The sequence below is a fragment of the Hymenobacter negativus genome, from assembly GCF_016056375.1.
In the GTDB taxonomy this organism is placed as follows: domain Bacteria; phylum Bacteroidota; class Bacteroidia; order Cytophagales; family Hymenobacteraceae; genus Hymenobacter; species Hymenobacter negativus_A.
In genome coordinates, this window is the sequence record NZ_JAEDAE010000003.1 from 67318 (window position 1) to 84532 (window position 17215).

The 17215-nt window shown below is 62.2% G+C and carries 14 protein-coding genes and 1 tRNA gene; 6 read left to right on the plus strand and 9 right to left on the minus strand.

The window, feature by feature from the left end:
- Positions 1-19: 19 nt before the first annotated feature.
- Both I7X13_RS08280 and I7X13_RS08285 read right to left on the minus strand, forming a co-directional pair.
- The gene (locus tag I7X13_RS08280) at positions 20-529 is read right to left on the minus strand and encodes a DUF6992 family protein (protein ID WP_198075122.1); all 510 of its coding nucleotides are present in this window, start codon (positions 527-529) and stop codon (positions 20-22) included.
- An 83-nt stretch (positions 530-612) separates the two neighbouring features.
- The gene (locus I7X13_RS08285; protein WP_198067582.1) at positions 613-1293 is read right to left on the minus strand and encodes a porin family protein; all 681 of its coding nucleotides are present in this window, start codon (positions 1291-1293) and stop codon (positions 613-615) included.
- 188 nt (positions 1294-1481) lie between these two features.
- Between I7X13_RS08285 and I7X13_RS08290 the strand changes: the two genes are divergently transcribed.
- A tRNA-Val gene (locus I7X13_RS08290) sits at positions 1482-1556 on the plus strand.
- Between the two features lie 103 nt (positions 1557-1659).
- Here the strand turns inward: I7X13_RS08290 and I7X13_RS08295 are convergent.
- A complete protein-coding gene (locus I7X13_RS08295) occupies positions 1660-2100 on the minus strand; it encodes a nuclear transport factor 2 family protein (RefSeq protein ID WP_198075123.1) in 441 nt (146 codons plus the stop codon).
- Between the two features lie 312 nt (positions 2101-2412).
- Here I7X13_RS08295 and I7X13_RS08300 point away from each other — a divergent pair, with 312 nt between their 5' ends.
- Together I7X13_RS08300 and I7X13_RS08305 are read left to right on the plus strand one after the other, a co-directional pair.
- Positions 2413-2754 (plus strand): hypothetical protein, encoded by a 342-nt coding sequence (locus I7X13_RS08300; protein WP_198075124.1) that lies wholly within the window; start codon positions 2413-2415, stop codon positions 2752-2754.
- Between the two features lie 225 nt (positions 2755-2979).
- Complete coding sequence (locus I7X13_RS08305; RefSeq protein WP_198075125.1) at positions 2980-3879, plus strand: histone deacetylase family protein; 900 nt, start codon at positions 2980-2982, stop codon at positions 3877-3879.
- Positions 3880-3896: 17 nt separating this feature from the next.
- Here I7X13_RS08305 and I7X13_RS08310 read toward each other — a convergent pair whose 3' ends face one another.
- The 3 genes from I7X13_RS08310 to I7X13_RS08320 all read right to left on the minus strand — a co-directional run bounded on the left by I7X13_RS08310 (position 3897) and on the right by I7X13_RS08320 (position 7103).
- Positions 3897-4598 (minus strand): methyltransferase domain-containing protein, encoded by a 702-nt coding sequence (locus tag I7X13_RS08310; protein WP_198075126.1) that lies wholly within the window; start codon positions 4596-4598, stop codon positions 3897-3899.
- Positions 4599-4601: 3 nt separating this feature from the next.
- A complete protein-coding gene (locus tag I7X13_RS08315; RefSeq protein ID WP_198075127.1) occupies positions 4602-5819 on the minus strand; it encodes a type III polyketide synthase in 1218 nt (405 codons plus the stop codon).
- A gap of 165 nt (positions 5820-5984) precedes the next feature.
- On the minus strand, positions 5985-7103 hold the full coding sequence (locus I7X13_RS08320) for an NAD(P)/FAD-dependent oxidoreductase (protein ID WP_198075128.1): 1119 nt from the start codon (positions 7101-7103) through the stop codon (positions 5985-5987).
- A 227-nt stretch (positions 7104-7330) separates the two neighbouring features.
- On the opposite strand from I7X13_RS08320, the gene I7X13_RS08325 reads away from it, so the two are divergent.
- Complete coding sequence (locus I7X13_RS08325; protein ID WP_198075129.1) at positions 7331-7663, plus strand: T9SS type A sorting domain-containing protein; 333 nt, start codon at positions 7331-7333, stop codon at positions 7661-7663.
- Positions 7664-7946: 283 nt separating this feature from the next.
- On the opposite strand, the gene I7X13_RS08330 is transcribed toward I7X13_RS08325, so the two are convergent.
- From I7X13_RS08330 to I7X13_RS08340, 3 genes are all read right to left on the minus strand, one after another.
- Positions 7947-9023 carry a flavin-containing monooxygenase gene (locus I7X13_RS08330; protein ID WP_213019049.1) on the minus strand — a complete coding sequence of 359 codons (1077 nt, stop codon included), beginning with the start codon at positions 9021-9023 and terminating at the stop codon, positions 7947-7949.
- 17 nt (positions 9024-9040) lie between these two features.
- Complete coding sequence (locus tag I7X13_RS08335) at positions 9041-11923, minus strand: PAS domain-containing hybrid sensor histidine kinase/response regulator (protein ID WP_198075131.1); 2883 nt, start codon at positions 11921-11923, stop codon at positions 9041-9043.
- A gap of 90 nt (positions 11924-12013) precedes the next feature.
- A complete protein-coding gene (locus I7X13_RS08340) occupies positions 12014-13372 on the minus strand; it encodes a sigma-54-dependent transcriptional regulator (protein WP_198067592.1) in 1359 nt (452 codons plus the stop codon).
- 377 nt (positions 13373-13749) lie between these two features.
- Here I7X13_RS08340 and I7X13_RS08345 point away from each other — a divergent pair, with 377 nt between their 5' ends.
- Both I7X13_RS08345 and I7X13_RS08350 read left to right on the plus strand, forming a co-directional pair.
- Positions 13750-15996 carry a T9SS type A sorting domain-containing protein gene (locus I7X13_RS08345; RefSeq protein ID WP_198075132.1) on the plus strand — a complete coding sequence of 749 codons (2247 nt, stop codon included), beginning with the start codon at positions 13750-13752 and terminating at the stop codon, positions 15994-15996.
- Between the two features lie 326 nt (positions 15997-16322).
- The gene (locus tag I7X13_RS08350; RefSeq protein WP_198075133.1) at positions 16323-17210 is read left to right on the plus strand and encodes a DNA/RNA non-specific endonuclease; all 888 of its coding nucleotides are present in this window, start codon (positions 16323-16325) and stop codon (positions 17208-17210) included.
- Positions 17211-17215 lie beyond the last annotated feature (5 nt).

Genomic DNA, 17215 nt, shown 5'->3' on the forward strand with positions numbered 1-17215 from the left:
GTTGGGACACTGTCACACTTCAGCCCAGCAGCCGGAACCAGTCGCGCCCCAGCCAGTGCAGCACACTCCACATCGAGGCATCAAACACCAGCAAAAAACCTCCCTGCACCCACAGCGAGCGACCAAAGCCTAACAACCGCACTGGGCGCGGCTGCCCCGGCACCAGGGCCCGCGCCCGCAGGTAAGAGCCCGTCATGATGTAGGCCACGTCGAGCCCGGCATTCAGCAAAAACAGGTTTTCGTTGAAGAGCTGGGTTTGGAACAACTCGGCGGGCACCAGCCCTGCGGGGGCCACAAAGTGCAGGTGCAGAATGCCCCACGCGGCCAGCCCGGCATTCACCAGCCCCCAGCCCACATTCATGCCGTGGAAATAGTACGGCTCGTGCCGGCGGTCGCTCCGCGCCAGGTAGTAGCCGCTGCCCACCAGGTTCAGCAGCACCCAGGCCGCCAGCACCGCCAGCCCCCGGCCCAGTAGCAGCTCGCGGGCCATGAAGAGGCTGGCAATATCGACGGCAGGGGCGGCATGCATGGCTGGGAAAGGAATAGAGAGAAAGAAAAAAGGAAGCCCTGGCAGAGCTTCCTTTTTTTCAAACGATGCGAAAGATGGTGAGCCTATTGCGTGAAGCCGATGCCCACGTAAACCTGCAACAGGTTGTTGTAAATTTTCGCGTTGCCAAACGCCGGGTCGATGGCTTTGCCGGTGGGAATATTATCTTCAAACAACTTACCCAGGCTTAGGTTGTAGCGGGCTCCTACGCGGGCTGGGCCAATGCGTGCTTCCAAACCGCCCACGCCGCCAAAATCAAAGGTATTGAAGCCGTTGTCGGCCAGCCCGAGCGTCGAGCCGTCCTTCGTGGCATTGATAAGCAGCGAGGCCTGCGGGCCTACGTGAAAGCTTAGGTTGTCGGTGAAGTTGCCCACGTACATGATGGGCAGCTGGATGTACGTAGTGCGGTAGGTTTGCTGGGCTTTGCCAGCGCCAGTATTGGCCGTGAAGCCTAGGCGCGAGTACAGCAGCTCCACCTGCACTGAGGAGAAGTCATCGAAACCAAACTGCCCGTACACGCCGGCATGGAAGTCGCTGTGCGAGTTGCGGTCGATGCCCTTAACATCATCGCCGCGCAGGCCGTTGAGGTTATAGCCGCCCTTCACGCCGAAGCCGGTATTGCGCGAGTCGGTGGTTTTGCCACCGGTATAGTCTTTCGAAGAAAGAGCACCACCGGGAGCCGCCTGGGCAAACGCAGAAGAGGCTGAAGTAATGGCCAGCAGCAACAATAGGAGAGTCTTTTTCATGGGTGAAATGAAGTGAGGGTAATGGGCCAGAAGCCAGGGAAGATTACTATTCCCGTTTGCCCCTATACTTTGCCGGGACCAGAAGGTTGCCTGACTTCACTTTTTACCCTGAAAAAAGGGGCTCGTTTCGCGCTATGCGCCAGGCGGCGCTACCTTTGGCGCAGCGGCCCACGGGCATGGCCGGCTCCGGGGTGTTAGCTCAGTTGGTTCAGAGCGCCACCCTGACACGGTGGAGGTCGTTGGTTCGAGCCCAATACGCCTCACGGAAACCCTCATTGCACGGCGCAGTGAGGGTTTTTTATTTGTTTGCCCCCGGTTTTGTCGCGGATAGGGTTTGGTGCTTCCTTCCTCGTTGGGCTGGGCCTCTTAGGGCTTGTAGGCATGAATAGACTGCCCTACGAGCTTCCATTGGTTATCAATTTTCTCGAGCAGCCGGATTTCGTGGGAAAAGGTTTTCTGCCCGTTTTGGGCCGTCGATTCTTCGTCGTGGCTCACCCAGGCGCTATTGCCGGCAATGCTCATCTTGAAGTTGGATTGCACTGCTTTGCCGCCCTGGCCCATTGCCGGCGATGCCGAAACCATCAGGGCGGGGGGAATATCCAGCGCCTTGCCCTCGGCCGTCGACACCAGAATGCGGCTGTAGGGCTGGATGTGCCAGCAGGCAGCGTGGCCCGGCGCATCGCCGGCCCGCCAGGTGGCCGCCTCCCGTTCCAGCACCTGCCGAATAGCGGCCTCCTCATCGGTTGCCCGGCCGCACCCGGCAGCCGCCAGGCTCACCAGCACTAGCAGCGTTGATTTATTTGCCATGGGAAATTGCTGAAAAAGTAACCAGCGCACGAAAACCACTACGCCCGCCGCCTGGCAAGAAGCCCGCGACGTGGTGCCGGTGTGTTGCCGTAAACAGCGGTGAAAATAGGCGCCACATCTGAGCCTGGGGCGGTTGGCCTAATGTGCGGCAAGGCTTTTTCGGCGCCAATCCCAGGCATTGGCCTTCGGGCTGGTACTTTTGGGGCCGAGGGTTGTTAACGATGGCCTCGCCGTTTGGGTAGCCGGGCACTTGCTTATTGCGGCCGCAGCCACCAGCGGGGCTTGTTCGACATGGGGAATCTGTTATAAAAAATGGCCGAAGTCACCGCTGAGCAGCAATTGCTCGCCGATGCTATTCTGCGGCACCGTCAGTATCCGCTGGCCACGGCCCTGCGCCGGGTGCTGCTGGCGGCCGGCGAGTACGTGCCCGATGAGGACGCGGAACTGCTCTACGACTACGCGGCCAGTGTTTTCATCGACACCGCCTTGGACGGATTCCACCTCGTGAGCCGCGACGAGGTGCCGCTGCTGGGCATCGGGCCGCTGGAGCTGTTTGCCGAGCCCGGCAACCCCGCGCTGCTCACGCGGTGCACGGTATGGTATGGCGCGGCGGCGCAGGCCGAATGGAAACGGCGCGTGGGCGAGCAGCCCTAACACTTCACTCCCCCCTCGCTAAAAGCAAATGAAAACGCCCCGACTTCAGCCGCCGGGGCGTTTTTTGATGTCTCTGGGGTTTCCTCAGCTTTGCCAGCAGCTGGTGGCCGTATTCACAGCAGCAAGAAGCACACCGGGCCGCACAAAGACAAGCATTTCAGCCCGGTTCTGATGTTATAAAATTGCGCAGCCTGTTCCCGGGCCGTACTACCGACTTTTGCCCTGATGCTGCCCATTGCTTTCGCGCCCTGCTACGCCCACCCACTGCCCGCCGGCCACCGCTTTCCCATGCTCAAATACGAGCTGCTGCCCGAGCAGCTCCTGCACGAAGGCACCGCCACAGCCGCCGATTTTTTCGTGGCCCAGCCGCCGCCCGATGCGGATATTCTGCGGGTGCACGATGCCGACTATTACCACCGCCTGCGCACCGGCCAGCTCACCCGGCAGGAAGAGCGGGCCACCGGCTTCCCGTGGTCGGCGGACCTGGTTGAGCGCGAAATCACCATCCTGGGCGGCACCATTGAGGCGGCGCGGCGGGCGCTGGCGCACGGCGTGGCGTTCAACATCGCGGGCGGCACGCACCACGCGTTTAGGGCGCGGGGCGAAGGGTTTTGCCTGCTGAATGACCAGGCCGCGGCTGCCGCGTGGCTGCTGGCCCACGGCTACGCGCGCAAGGTCCTTATCGTAGACCTCGACGTGCACCAGGGCAACGGTACGGCCGCCATTTTTCAGCACGACCCCCGGGTGTTTACCTTCTCCATGCACGGCGGCCGCAACTACCCCGCCCGCAAAGAAACCTCCGACCTCGACCTGCCCCTGCCCGATGGCACCGACGACGCCCACTACCTAAAGCTGCTAACCGAAACCCTGCCCCGCCTCATTGATGAAGTGCAGCCCGATTTCGTGTTCTACCTGGCGGGCGTGGACGTGCTGGCCACCGACAAGCTCGGCCACCTGGCCCTCACCCGCGAAGGCTGCCGCCAGCGCGACGAGCTGGTACTTGGCCTCTGTCACCACCACCGCCTGCCCGTGGTGGTGTGCATGGGCGGCGGCTACTCCGAGCGCATCATCGACATTGTGGAAGCCCACGCCAATACCTACCGCGTGGCGGCTGGGCTTTATTAGTGGTTAACCACTAACCGTTAACCACTAATTATCACCTGCCAGCGAAAGGCCCAGCGCCAGCGCAACTCATAATTTGTGATGCCGGCCTGCGCCAGCAGTACCACCCAGTCCTGGCGCCGAAAGGCCCGGGCCACCGACAGCGGCGCATCGTGGCGCACGAGGTAGGAGCCGCCCAGCAGCCGCGTCAGCCACTTGATGCTGTGGTAGGCCAGCCAGTGCCGGTGCAAGTCGTTGATGACGACGGCTACGCCGGCCTGCTGCTGCCATTGCCGCAGCAGCGTCACCAGCTCCTCGTCGGTGAAATGGTGGCAGAACAGGCTGCACGTCAGCACATCGTAGAGCTGGGCCTGAAATTCCGGGGCGAAAATATCGAACTGCTGGTAGCTAATTTCCGGGTATTCCCAGCTTTTGGCCGTGGCATATTCCAGCATGAATTGGTTGGCATCAATGCCTGTCAGTTCAAGGGAAACGCCGTTTTTGCGCGCCCAGCGGGCTACGTGGCGCAGCGTGTCGCCGCCGCCGCTGCCCAGGTCGGCCAGCCGCAGGGGCCGGGCGGCCGGAAACCGGCTTTTCAGGCGTTGCAGCGCGTTTAGCACCGGCGCATAGCCGCCCAGCCAGGTATTGATGGTTTCCAGCTCGTCGAGGTTCTGGCGCAGGGCGTCATTGGCCAGCGTCAGGTCGTCCATCAGCTCCGGGCCGGCGGCTCGTTCATTTAACATTTATCAATTAACATTTAACAGTTCGAGTGGCGACGTAGCAACTGCGCTGTTAGCCTGTGAATCAATGCCTTCCTCGCTTTCCTGCTTGTTAAATGTTGAATGATAATTGTTGAATGAAACCTGTAGCAGCATGGCCTCCATTGTCAGGCCGGGGCCGAAAGCGAAGCTGAGCACGGGCGCGCCATTATCGGCCGGCGTGGCGTGGGCCAGCACGTCGCGCAGCACATACAGCACCGTGGCCGACGACATGTTGCCATAGTCGCGCAGCACGCGGTAGGCGTGGCGGTTGTCGTCGTGGGTAAGGCCCAGCTCGGCCTCGATGGTTTCCAAAATTTTGCGCCCACCCGGGTGGATGGCGAAGTGGCGGATGTCGCCCAACTCCACGGGCAGACTGGCCAGCAGCCCATCCGTCAGACTGCGGATGCCGCGCTGAATCAGTTTCGGCACGTAGCTGCTTAGCGTCATCTCAAACCCAAAGTCGTTGATGTGCCACGCCATGTCGTCGTGGCCATCGGGTTCCAGCCCACAATGGAAGGCCTGCAATGCCAGGCTGGGCACGCCATTGGGCAGCGGTGTGCTCTGCACCAGGCAGGCCGCCGCCCCGTCGCCAAACAGCGCGTTGCTAACGAGGTGGTCTTCCTCCCGGCTTTTCTGGAAGTGCAGTGTGCACAGCTCCACGCTCACAATCAGCACACGGGCCTCGGCATCGGCGCGGCAGAAAGCATCGGCCAGCTTCACGGCATTCACGGCGGCGTAGCAGCCCATGAAGTTCACGCAGGTGCGGCGCACGTCGGAACGCAGGCCCAAGGCCTGCACCAGCTCAATGTCTAACCCCGGTGCGTACATGCCCGTGCAGCTCACCGTCACCAGGTGGGTGATGCTGGCCGACGTCGCGTCGGGCACCTGGCGCAGGCATTCGCGCACGGCCTCGGTGGCCAGCGGCAGGGCTTCGCGGCGGTACGCGGCCATGCGCTGGCCCACGCTCGGGAAGGGCTCCAGGGTGGGCGTATTGGGAAAAAACGTGTAGTCGCCGTTGGCCCGGCCGTAGTCGGGCAGCACCGAGTAGCGGTGCGCAATGCCCGAAACCCGGTACAGCGCCCGCAACTTGCGCGTGTCGTCCTCGCCAAATTGCAGGGCCTGGGCCATGAAATCGGCAATTTGTGGCTGCGCGATGCGGTGGGCAGGATTGGCAGTGCCGATGGCACCTAAATAGCTCGGCATGCCGGAAATAAATTAGGAAGTCAGGTAGCGGAAAGTCTGCCGGGGCAACTACTGGCCCGTGCGGCAGGTTTTAATATTGCTTTAATCTACGGTAAAAGAAGTGCCAGAAGTGCCCGCCGTCGCAAAAAAGCGCCAACAACATTCTGGCCTGCGTTGCAGCCGGCGCTAAAACGGCTGGCCGTGGGTGCGGCGCATCAGCGCCCGCACGGCCCCCGGCCAGTAGCGCAGGCCGCCCACCACCGCCTCGCTCAGCAGTGGCCCGCCAAAAAGTTGCTGCACCGCCCGGCCCACCCGCAGCCGCGCCCCAAACTGGGCCTGCCAGGCCCGGGCGTAGTCCGCTTCCATCTGCACCCGGCTGGTGCGGCCCGCCAAAAAACCGTCGGCCGCGGCTGCTGCCAGCGCCGCGCCGTGCAGCGCCATGGCCATGCCATTGCCGCACAGCGGCGTGATGAGGCCTGCCGCGTCGCCGCACATCAGCACGTGCTGCTCCACGGGCTGCTTGGGCGCGAAGGATATTTCGTTGATGACTTCGGGCTGCGGGTACAGCACTTCGGCCGCGTCCAGGATTTCGCGCAGGCGCGGATTGCGGGCCAGTACCTGCCGCTCCAGCGCCGGAATGGTGCCGTGGGTCTTCAAGTTCTGGCGGGTGCTCAGGTAGCAAAAGCACAGCTTGTCTTCCTCAATGGCCGAGATGCCGGCGTAGCCGTCGGCAAAATTGTGCAGCGCAATTACATCGCGCGGAAAGCCCGGCAGGCGCAGGTGGTACTTCACCCCGAGGTAGGGCGAGCGCTGCGCAAAAAACGGCCGTTGCAGCTGCCGGTCGAGGTTGGCGCGCTTGCCATAGGTGCCCAGTACCACACGGGCCGCGAGGGTGCGGCCGTCGGCCAGGGTCACGGTGTGGCGGTTGGCGGCGGGGTCGAAGGCCACATCCGTTACTGTGCTTTTGAGGTGAAAGGTGACGCCCGCCGCTAAGCCTTTCTGGTAGAGAAAGTCATCGAGCACGTAGCGGCTCACCCCAAAGCCGCCCAGGTCGAGCGGGCTGGTGAGGATGCGGCCGCCCGGCGATGACAACAGAAACCGGGAAATGGCCGCCGGCCCCAGCTCGGCCGGGTCGGCCCCGAGGCGGCGCAGGTAGGGGAGCACCTCGTTGCTCACGTACTCGCCGCACACTTTATGGAACGGGTACTGCTTGCGCTCCACCACCGCCACCTGATGGCCGCGCCGGGCCAGGTCGAGAGCTGCCGCCAGGCCGGCTAAGCCACCGCCAATCAATAAAATGTCCATTTAATTGGTCGGGAGAATACGAACAATGGAAGCGAAAGTAGCGTAGTCTATCGAGGTTTTTGGATATTCTGGTGTAGCTTACTGAATAAGCACCGTACCTTTGTCAACCAAAAGCAACTTTTTTCGTTACTTCAACACCCGCCGCTCTTTCTACCAACCCACTAATTACTACTATGATGCAACGCTTACTTTTACCTCTGTTATTATTTGTCTGTCTTAGCCTCGGAATGGGGCCATTAATGCGCACCACGTCCACTGCTTCGGCTGCCGCCACGAGCCGGCACGGCCAGCAAGCCCGGCCCGGAGACGACAAAAACCTGCTGGTGTACCCTAACCCCAGTACTGGTATCGTTCACCTCACCATCAACAACTTGCAGGGCAAGAAAGTGGAGCTGAGCGTGCTGAACGTAATCGGCTCGGTGTTGTACCACGAAACCGTAACGGAATTCAACGACAAATATTCGCGGACGCTTGATTTGAGCAAGTTCGCCAACGGCTTGTATTACGTGCGGCTCGAGTCGGACAATACCAGCCAGATGTGCAAATTGGTTATTCGCTAACCGCAAATTCGGTCAATTATCAGACAATAAAAAAAGCAGCTTTCGGGCTGCTTTTTTTATTGTCAAAAACGGAGAAATTACCGGGCCCGCACCGGGATGGGGGTGAGCATTTTCTCGACGTTGGACACTGTTTTGAGCGCGAGAATGGCGGTGACCAGCAAGAGGCCAAGCATGAAAATAAACATAATGCGACAGAAAAATCGGGTGGATAAAAAGCAGCCAGATTCAGCAAGCTGCATCTGAGGTGTTCAACCCCGAAAGACGCGGCCGGGTTTCAATAAAATTAGGGCATTTGCAATAGCGCCCGCACCACGCGCCGGGCATCGGCCCCAATGCCGTTGAGCAAGGCCGAGTTGCGACTGTCGAGCCAGCCCAGCCCCAGAAAAGCCACGCCGGGCGCGGCCGTGATTCCCCGGTGGTGCCGGGGCTGGCCATCGGGCTCAAGAATGGGCAATTCTATCCATCCGTAATCCGGGCGGTAGCCGGTGGCCCATACCACGGCATCGAGCGGGGGCGAAGCTGCCCGCTGGCCCTGAATGGCCCCGGTGGCCAGCGCTGCCACGCCCCGGCCGATAAACGTGGCCGCCGGCAGCCGGCGCAGGCGTGCCAGGTCGCCGCTCACCACGGGCTCGGTCTGGGCCATCATCCAGCGGCCGAGGGCCGTGTGGCGCGAGAAGCGCATAGTGCCCGTGAGGGCCATCGCGGCCCACATAAGCTGGTTGTTGGGCATGGCTGGGGTTTTCTCATCGAAGGCCACGAAAACCGGCCGCCCGGTGGCCGCAATGTCGGCCGCGATTTGCAGGGCCGAGTTGCCGCTGCCCACCACGGCCACCGGGCCGGTGCCGGGCAGCTGGCCCGGGCGGCGGTAGTCGCGGCTGGGCAGCTGGGCCACGGCGGCCGGCAGCTGGGCGGCCCAAGCCGGGATTTTGGGGGTGGTATAAGGGCCGGTGGCCACAATCACGCGTCGGGCCGCGTAGGTGCGGCCTGCGGCGGTGTGCGCGTGGTAGCCAGGCCGGCCGGGGGCGGCCATCAGCCGGGTCACGCGCTGGTTGGTATCGATTGGAAACCCGAAATGAGCGGCGTAATCGCGCAGGTAGGCGCTGGTCTCGGCTTGGGTGGGGTAGCGCAGCCGGTTGCCGGGCCAGGGCCGGCCGGGCAGCCCACTGGCCCAGGCCGGCGAGAACAGCCGCAGCGAATCGTAGCGCGCATCCCAGGCGTGGCCGGCGGTGGGGGCCGCATCCAACACCCGAAAATCGACGCCGTGCTGTTGCAGGTAGTAAGCCGCCGCCAGCCCGGCCTGGCCCGCCCCAATCACCAGGGTATCGGTATAAATGAGCGGGGCCGGCGTGGCTGGGGGCACAGGGAACGGCATGAGTGCTAAGCCTGCTGCTCCGGAAATTCTGTGCGCAGGCTGGCCATCACCTGCTCCGTAACGGTGCGGATAAGGGTGACCTGCTGGGCGGCATGCGCCGGGGCCGGGGGCGTTTCGCCATAGGCTTCCGCCTCCCGGATGACGTGGCGCAGGCTCTCTACCCCCAGGCCATCGAGGGAGCTTTTGAGGTGGTGAGCGGCGTCGCCGAGGGCTTCCCAGTCGGCTTTGGTCAGGGCCTCGTCGAGGGCGGTGAGGATGGCAGGCGTGGTTTCGATGAAGGCCCAGGCCAGGCGGCGCACAATGGTTTCGTCGTTGCGTACCAGTTGGCGCACGTTGCTCAGGTTGTAGAGGGGGGGAGCAGAAGCCATAGAAGGAGTGGTGTGGTAAGTAGGGGCAGGTTCGCTCACCTGGCGGTGGCTCGCCAGCACGGCGTGCATGGTTTCGAGAAGCTGCTCTTCGCGGTAAGGCTTAGCAAGGTAGCCGGCAAAGCCGGATGCCTGCAGGCGTTCGGCCTCGCCGACCTGGGCGCGGGCCGTGAGGGCGATGACCGGGGTGGCAGCTTGGTTGGGGTCGGGGTGCTCGCGCAGGGCACGGGCGGCCATTTCGCCATCCATGCCCGGCATCTGAATATCCATCAAAACCAGGTCGAAGGTGCGATGTTCGAACAGCTTGATGGCGGCCGGGCCGCTGGCGGCGGTGGTCACCTGCCAGCCCCAGTTGCGCAGCACGGTTTCGGCTAGCAGGCTGTTTACTAAGTTGTCTTCTACCAGCAAAATGCGGCCGGCCTCGGCCAAAGGCACAGCTTCGGCTGGGGTTTCGGCGGGCACGGAGCTGGCCGTAGCCACCGGCTGGAAGGCCAGGATGAAGGCAAAGGTGCTGCCCTGGTCCACCTCGCTGCACACGCGCAGCGCCCCGCCCATGAGCTTCACAAGGCCTTCCGAAATGCTCAGGCCCAGCCCCGTGCCGCCGTACTCGCGGTCGGTGCTGGCGGTGGCCTGGGTGAAGGGCTCGAATATTTTGTCCAGCGTGTCGGGGGCAATGCCCAGGCCGGTATCGCTCACCATAAACTGCAGCCACACGGTGCCCGCCGGCTCGGTGTGTTGGCGGGGGGCGGGCACCACCCGGCAGCGCAGGCGGATGGTGCCGGTTTCGGTGAACTTAATGGCGTTGCTGACCAGGTTGAGCAGCACCTGGCGCAGACGGTGGGCATCGCCCAGCACCTGCACGGCCAGCGTGGGCTTCTCGATGCGCAGGCGCAGGCCTTTTTCGCGGGCGCGGGGGCGAAGCAGGGCCGCGCAGCCGCGCAGCAGCTCGCTGGGGGCGAAGGGCATGGCCTCGGGCTGGAGCTTGCCCGCGCCAAGGCGGGCGGTGGTCAGCACGTCGTTCAGCACGTTGAGCAGGTGCTCGGCCGATTCGCCCAGCAACCGCAGGTAGTCGTGTTGGCTGCGGCTGAGCGTGGTTTTCACCAGCACCCCCGTCAGGCCCAGAATGCCGTGCAGCGGCGTGCGAATTTCGTGGCTCATGTTGGCCAGAAAATCCTCTTTCGCCTGGGCATCCACCTGGGCCGTGGCAATGGCGCTTTCCAGGGCCTGCTGCGTGCTTTTGAGTTCGGTGATGTTGCTATCCACGCCCAGCACCTGGGCCGTGCCGTCGTCCTGCACAAAGAGCCGCTTCACGCTGCTAAACCACTCGATGCGGCCATCAGGGTTCGTAAAAGATTCTTCCAGCGTCAGGTCTTGGCCGGTGGTAAGCACGTGCAGGTCCTGCTGCCGGTAGCGGGCAGTGTCTGCCGTAATCGGAATATCGGGTTTGCCGGCGCGCACCAGCTCGTCGGGCGTCAGGTCATACAGCGCCGCCAGCGCCCGGTTGGCCAGCAGGTAGTTGCCGTGCTCATCCTTCAGGTAAATGGGATGCGGCAGCGCATCAATCACCTGCCGGAACAGGCGGTGCTGCTCGGTGAGGCGCGTAGTGGCGAGGCGGTGCTGCTCATCGGCGGCCCGCTGCTCGGTAATGTCGTCGGTTACGCTGAGAATGCTGCTGGTCAGGCCGTTGGCATCGCGGCCAAAAGCCGCCAGGGTGCTGTGCAGCCAGCGGATAGAGCCGTCGCGGTGGCGGGCCGGAAACTCAATGGTTTTCATCTGGCCCTCGGGCAGTTGGGCCATTGCCTGCATGGTGGCCGTGTAGCGCGCCAGCGAATCGGGCGGCAGCAGATGCGGAAGCAGGCCACCCGGAGGGAAAGCCATAATCTCATGGCTGGTATAGCCCAGCAAGGTTTCGATGCGGCGGTTGGCGTAGGTCGGGCGCTGCTGGTGCAGGTCGAACACAGCCACCAGGTTGGGCACCACGTCCAGCACCTGCCGCAGCAGGTGGCGGCTCTGGCGCAGCTCATCCACGGCGGCGCGGTGGCGGGTCACGTCCTCGGCACTGCCCATAATTTCCCAAACCTGGCCCTCGGGGCCCAGCACGCTGGCCTGCACCTGCAGGCGCAACAAGCGCCAACTGCCGTCGTGGTGGCGCACGCGGCAGTCCCAGGTGGCCTTCTTGTTGCGCGCCAGCAGCTGCCTGACGTCCGATTTTAAGAGCTGCGCCAGAGAATCAGGGTGCAGCACATGCTGCGTCAGGCCCGGACCCAGGTCCAGTAGCATCTGCGCCGAGTAGCCCAGCACGGAGTGGCAATGCCGGTTGCAGTGCACCAGCTTGCGGTGCCGCAAGTCGTAGCTGAACAGGATAAGCGGAACCCGGTCGGCCAGCACCTGCGCCGGCGGGCCCGCGTTCTGGCGGGCGGTGCTGCCGGTGGGCGTGGGTAGCTGCATCGTGCGCTCGGCTACCCGCCGGGCAGCCGGCACAGCTGTCCGGCGGGCCAGACGAGGATAGCGGGAGCGACGCATCAAAAAAGGACTAAGCGTAAATAATGTCGCAAGCAAATAAAATGCGGACTAATAAACCCGGCGAAGACTCGCCGGCCCGCCATGCGGTGCTTAGGCAATGTGCAGCTCCCGTTGCTGTAACATACGATAAATAGTGGACTTTCCGATGCCCAGCCGGGCCGCCACCGCCAGCACGTCGCCATTCATCTCATCGAGGCAGTTCTGAACGATGGCCGTGGTTTGCTCGCGCAGCGAAAGCTGGCTGCCGGGGCCGATGGTGGCCTTGCCGGGGCGCAGGGGGAGGTCTTCGCCCTGAATAAACTCGCCGTCGGCCAGCACGGTGGCCAGCTCCACCACGGCTTTCAGTTCGCGCACGTTGCCCGGAAACGGATGGGCCTTAAGCTGTTCGCGAGCCGAGTCGGTGAGCTGGCGCGGCGGCAGGTTGTTGAGCTGGCAGAAGTCGCGCACAAACACCTCGGCCAACATCAGCACATCGGCCCCGCGCTGGCGCAGCGGGGGCAGGGCAATGGGCAGGCCCAGCAGGCGGTAATACAGGTCTTCGCGGAAGCGGCCGGCCTGCACTTCGGTCAGCAGGTCGCGGTGCGTGGCCACTATCAGGCGCACATCGAACGGAATGGCCTGGCTGCCGCCCACACGGGTCACTTCCCGCTCCTGCAGCACCCGCAGCAGCTTGGCCTGCAGGCTCAGGTCGAGGTCGGCAATTTCGTCCAGAAACAGGGTGCCGCTGGTCGCTTCTTCCAGCCGCCCCACGCGGCGCGCCACTGCCCCGGTAAACGCGCCTTTCTCGTGCCCAAACAGCTCGCTCTCCACCAACTCGCGCGGAATGGCGGCCATGTTCACCGCCACGAAGGGCTGGCTGGCCCGGCTCGACTGAAAATGGATGGCCTTGGCCACCAATTCCTTGCCGGTGCCGGTTTCGCCGCTCACGCTCACCGTGATGGTGGTGCGGGCCGCTTTGGTGATGAGGTTCTGCACGGCCTGCATCGACGCGTGCTCGCCCAGAATGGCTTGGCCGGCCCCGTGACGGGCCCCAATCTGCTGGCGGAGTTGGGTGTTTTCGCGGCGCAGGCTCACCTGCTGCTCCACCTTGCCCACCAGGTTCCAGAGGCGGTCGAGGGTATTCTCGTCTTTCACCAGGTAGTCATAAGCACCCTGCTGGAGCATGTTGACGGCCGTGCTCACGTCTTCCTGGCCTGAAATCACCACGACTTCGGTGCCCCGCAGCCGCTCCCGAATCTGGCGCAGCACCTGCTCGCCCTTGGCATCGGGTAGCGAGTAATCGAGCGTAATAAAATCCGGCTTCTCGCCCAGCTGCTCCAGGCACGCCCGGGCCGTGGTAAAGCGTGTTACGCTATGGTTGGGGTTCTGGCTCAGGCGGTGCAGAAGCAACTCGCCATACCACTCATTGTCCTCGACGACAAAAATTTTGAAAGGTAGAGCTGAGTTCATGCAGAAAGGGGTGTGGATGCCCGAAATAACGCCCCGCTAGTCGAAAACTACCGGTTGAAACGCTGAAGCAAGACAAATACTACAAGCGTTTCATTGGAAAAATTATATTGCAAAAATACGTAACAAAAATTTTATTAGGCTAAAAAAGGCCATTAACGGGGCATATACGAAGTCAAAATGCAATCGGATTGCGCTGTTATTATTAATAAATTCCCATTTTAGGACAATTTTCCGGAATTGGGAAATAGATTAAACATATTGAGAATTATATATAATCAGCCAGTTGGCCAGGAATGGGGTTGAGCCGACATGGCCACGGAATTGCAAGGATGTGGCAGGCACAGTGCCAAAGAGTTAAATATTTTTTGCTAATCATTATGGAATCCCTTACTCTAACTTCCGCTTCACTGGTTCGGTTTCGGGCGTGGCTGCTTGCCAGCCTGCTCGTGGTGCTGGCAATGGGCACTGCCAGCGCCGCCGGCAACCCAATTTATTCCACGGGTGGGGTCGCCTCGGCCAGCAGCAGCTGCCTGGTGCCCGCGCTTTGCAGCCTGCTGGGTGGGGGAGTAACCAACCCGGGGCAGGCCGCCAATGGCTCTAATACGGCCGATTATGCTACCATTACAAAGTTTGTCACCGCTGGTAAAAGCGTGAGCCTGCGCCTGGGGCTCGACCGCCAGGCCAGCGCCGGCGACCGTGTCGGCATGCTGGTAGCTCCGCCGGCCAGCCTGGCGGGCGTGAGTGCGCTGGGTACGTACACGCTGCGCACCTATCTGCGTGGTGGCACCACCGCCGTCGAAACGCAGGTGGTTTCGCTGGCCGTAGTGCAAAGCCTGCGCTTGGTGGCAGGCACCGACCGTCCGATGCAGCTAGAGTTTGTGGCCAAGCAGGCATTCGATGACATTGAGCTGGAAGTAGGCGGGACGGTAGACGTGCTGTATCGCCTCAATGTTTATTATGCTTACGCCATACAGTCGCTGGTGCAGCAGCCGGTGCGCGGGCTCACGTCGCACTTTCCGGCCAGCGACCTTTCTTCCTACTACAACACGGCCATCACGCCCGGCGATGTGGTGAGTGTGTGCGGCAATACCAATATTTACAACCCGGAGTATGCCGTTGATAACAGCCTGACCAACCACGCTACGTTCGGCACGTTCATTTCGGTCAATTGCCCTTCGTCGCTCAGCGTCAAGCTCGAAAGCTCGAAAACGGCCCCGGCCGGTTACTACGCGGGCTTTGTGCTGGGCAGCTCCGGCATCATCGATTTGGCGGCGCTGTCGGCCCTGCGCATTACTACTTATAAGACCATCAACGGGGTGTCGGTGAAGCAGGAATCGGCCACCGGCGCCAACCTGCTGGATGTGAAGCTGCTGCCCGATGGCAAATACCAGGTGAGCTTTCCCACCAAGTCTGCGTTTGATGAGGTGAAGATTGAGCAGATTGGCGCGCTGGCGGCCCTCGATAACCTGGATATTTACTACGGTTTTGGCGTGGAGCCGGCTGCTTTCACGGGCACCACGCGCTACCTGTCAGATTTTGGGCAGCCGGTATCGAACACCAACTACGCCACCAACACCTCGGCGGTGGTGTGCGCTGGCTGCGGCGTGAGCAACCCCGCCGGCGCGGCCGACAACGACCCCGCCACGAAAGCCGTCATCAACATTGGCGGCGGCATCGCCTCCACGGCCGAGCTGAAGCTGGACCTGCGTGCCCCGGGCAGCACGGTGAAAACCGATGTGGGACAAGCAGGCTACCGCGCCGGCATGATTATCAGCAACAACAGCGGCTTGCTCGATGCCAGCCTGCTTAGCCGCCTCACCCTAAGTACGTATGATGCGGCCGGCAACCTGCTGGAAAGCGCCTCGGGCTCGTCGCTCCTGTCGCTGAACCTGTTGCCCGATGGCCGGCAGGAAGTATCGTTTCTGACCACCAAAAACTTTGCTTCCGTCCAAATCAGCGCGGCCTCCACGGCGGCCCTTGGGGTGAACATCAATGTATATCAGGCCTTCGCCGACAACCTGGCCAGCGGCCTCATCAGCACCATCATCCCGTTGCCCGTAGAGCTCACGGCCTTTGTGGGCAAGTGGACCAATGGCGCGGCCGAGCTGAGCTGGACCACTGCCACCGAAAAGAACAGCAGCTACTTTGCCGTGGAACGCTCCACGGGCAGCGAAGCCGCCTTCAAAGCCGTGGGCCAGGTAGCAGCGGCCGGCAGCAGCACCAGCCCGCTGGCCTACAAGCTCCGCGATGCTGAAGCCGGCACCCTGGGCGTTGCCACGCTCTACTACCGCCTGCGGCAGGTAGACCACGACGGTACCCAGTCTTTCTCGCCCGTGGTAGTGGTATCGGTGAGCAAAGCCATGGCCGTGCCGCAGCTCGAAGCCTACCCCAACCCCGCCCCCAATGCCCAGGCCGTGCAGGTTCGCTTCAGCAATATGCCCGCCGACGGTGGCCTGGTTCAAACGTACTCGGAAATGGGCCAGCTGGTGAGCCAGCAGCCCGTGGGCGCAGCCACCACCGGGCTGGCCCTGCCCGGGCTGGCCCCCGGCCTCTACCACGTAGTGCTACGCGATGCAGCCGGGCAGCGCCTGGCTACGCAGCGGCTGATGGTAAGCGGCCGATAACATTGCTGCTTCAGTTTAGGAAGTCCCGTTGGCAGAGCCAACGGGACTTTTTCGTGCATAAGCACGATGCGTCTGACGGAATTGATAAGTATGTATTGGTTTTTATGCAATAATGGCAATGAATATGGCGTGATTTGATGGCTTTTGCTGAATAATAGCAGGGATAAATATGATTGTATGTGGATGGAGGCAAAATGCCAAAATCTTGATGGTCTCATATTTAGTTGATTGGTAACATAGCGGTAACATTACGGTGGCAGTGAGGCAATTCCAACGCAGGAATTTTGCGGTCACTGTTCATCAACTCCCATTTTCAACCTGTTTTTATGAAGCAAACGATTACCCGCATCAGCAGCGCCGCGCTGCTTCTGGCCCTGGCCGCGTCGTGTTCGCGCACCGAGCAAGTGGCCCCGAGCCAGCAGCCCACCGCCGCCACCGTAAACCAGGACGCCACCCGCGACAGCAACCTGGCCATGGGCAACCCCAGCGGCGCCGTGACCGACGCCACCAACTCGCCCAACAACTACCTGATGACCAAAACCCAGTACACCATGTCGTATAGCCGCGACAAGGGCAAGCCAAACTGGGTGAGCTGGCACCTGAGCAGCGCCTGGCTGGGCAGCACTGCTCGCCAGGACAATTTCGCGGCGGATGCTACCCTGCCTTCTTCGTGGTACCACGTGGGCAGCACCAGCTACAGCGGCTCGGGCTTCGACCGCGGCCACAACTGCCCCAGCGCCGACCGCACCGGCTCGGTGGCCGATAACACGGCCACGTTCCTGATGAGCAACATGATGCCTCAGGCCCCCACCAATAACCAGCAAACCTGGGCCGGCCTCGAAAACTACGCCCGCACCCTGGTGGGCCAGGGCTACGAAATTTACATCATTGCCGGCAGCTACGGCAGCGGCGGCACCGGCTCCAGCGGCTACGCTACCACCATCGATGCGGGCCGCATCACCGTGCCCAGCAACTGCTGGAAGGTGATGGTGGTGCTGCCCGAAGGCAGTTCCGACGCCAGCCGTGTGACGACCAGCACCCGCGTTATCGCCGTGAACATGCCCAACACCAACTCCATCGGCACAAGCTGGGGCGCTTACCGCACCACCGTCGACGCTATCGAGTCGGCCACGGGCTACAACATCCTCTCGGCCGTGAGCAGCACCGTGCAGGCCACAATTGAGTCGAAAGTTGACACCGGCCCTACGAGCTGATTTGT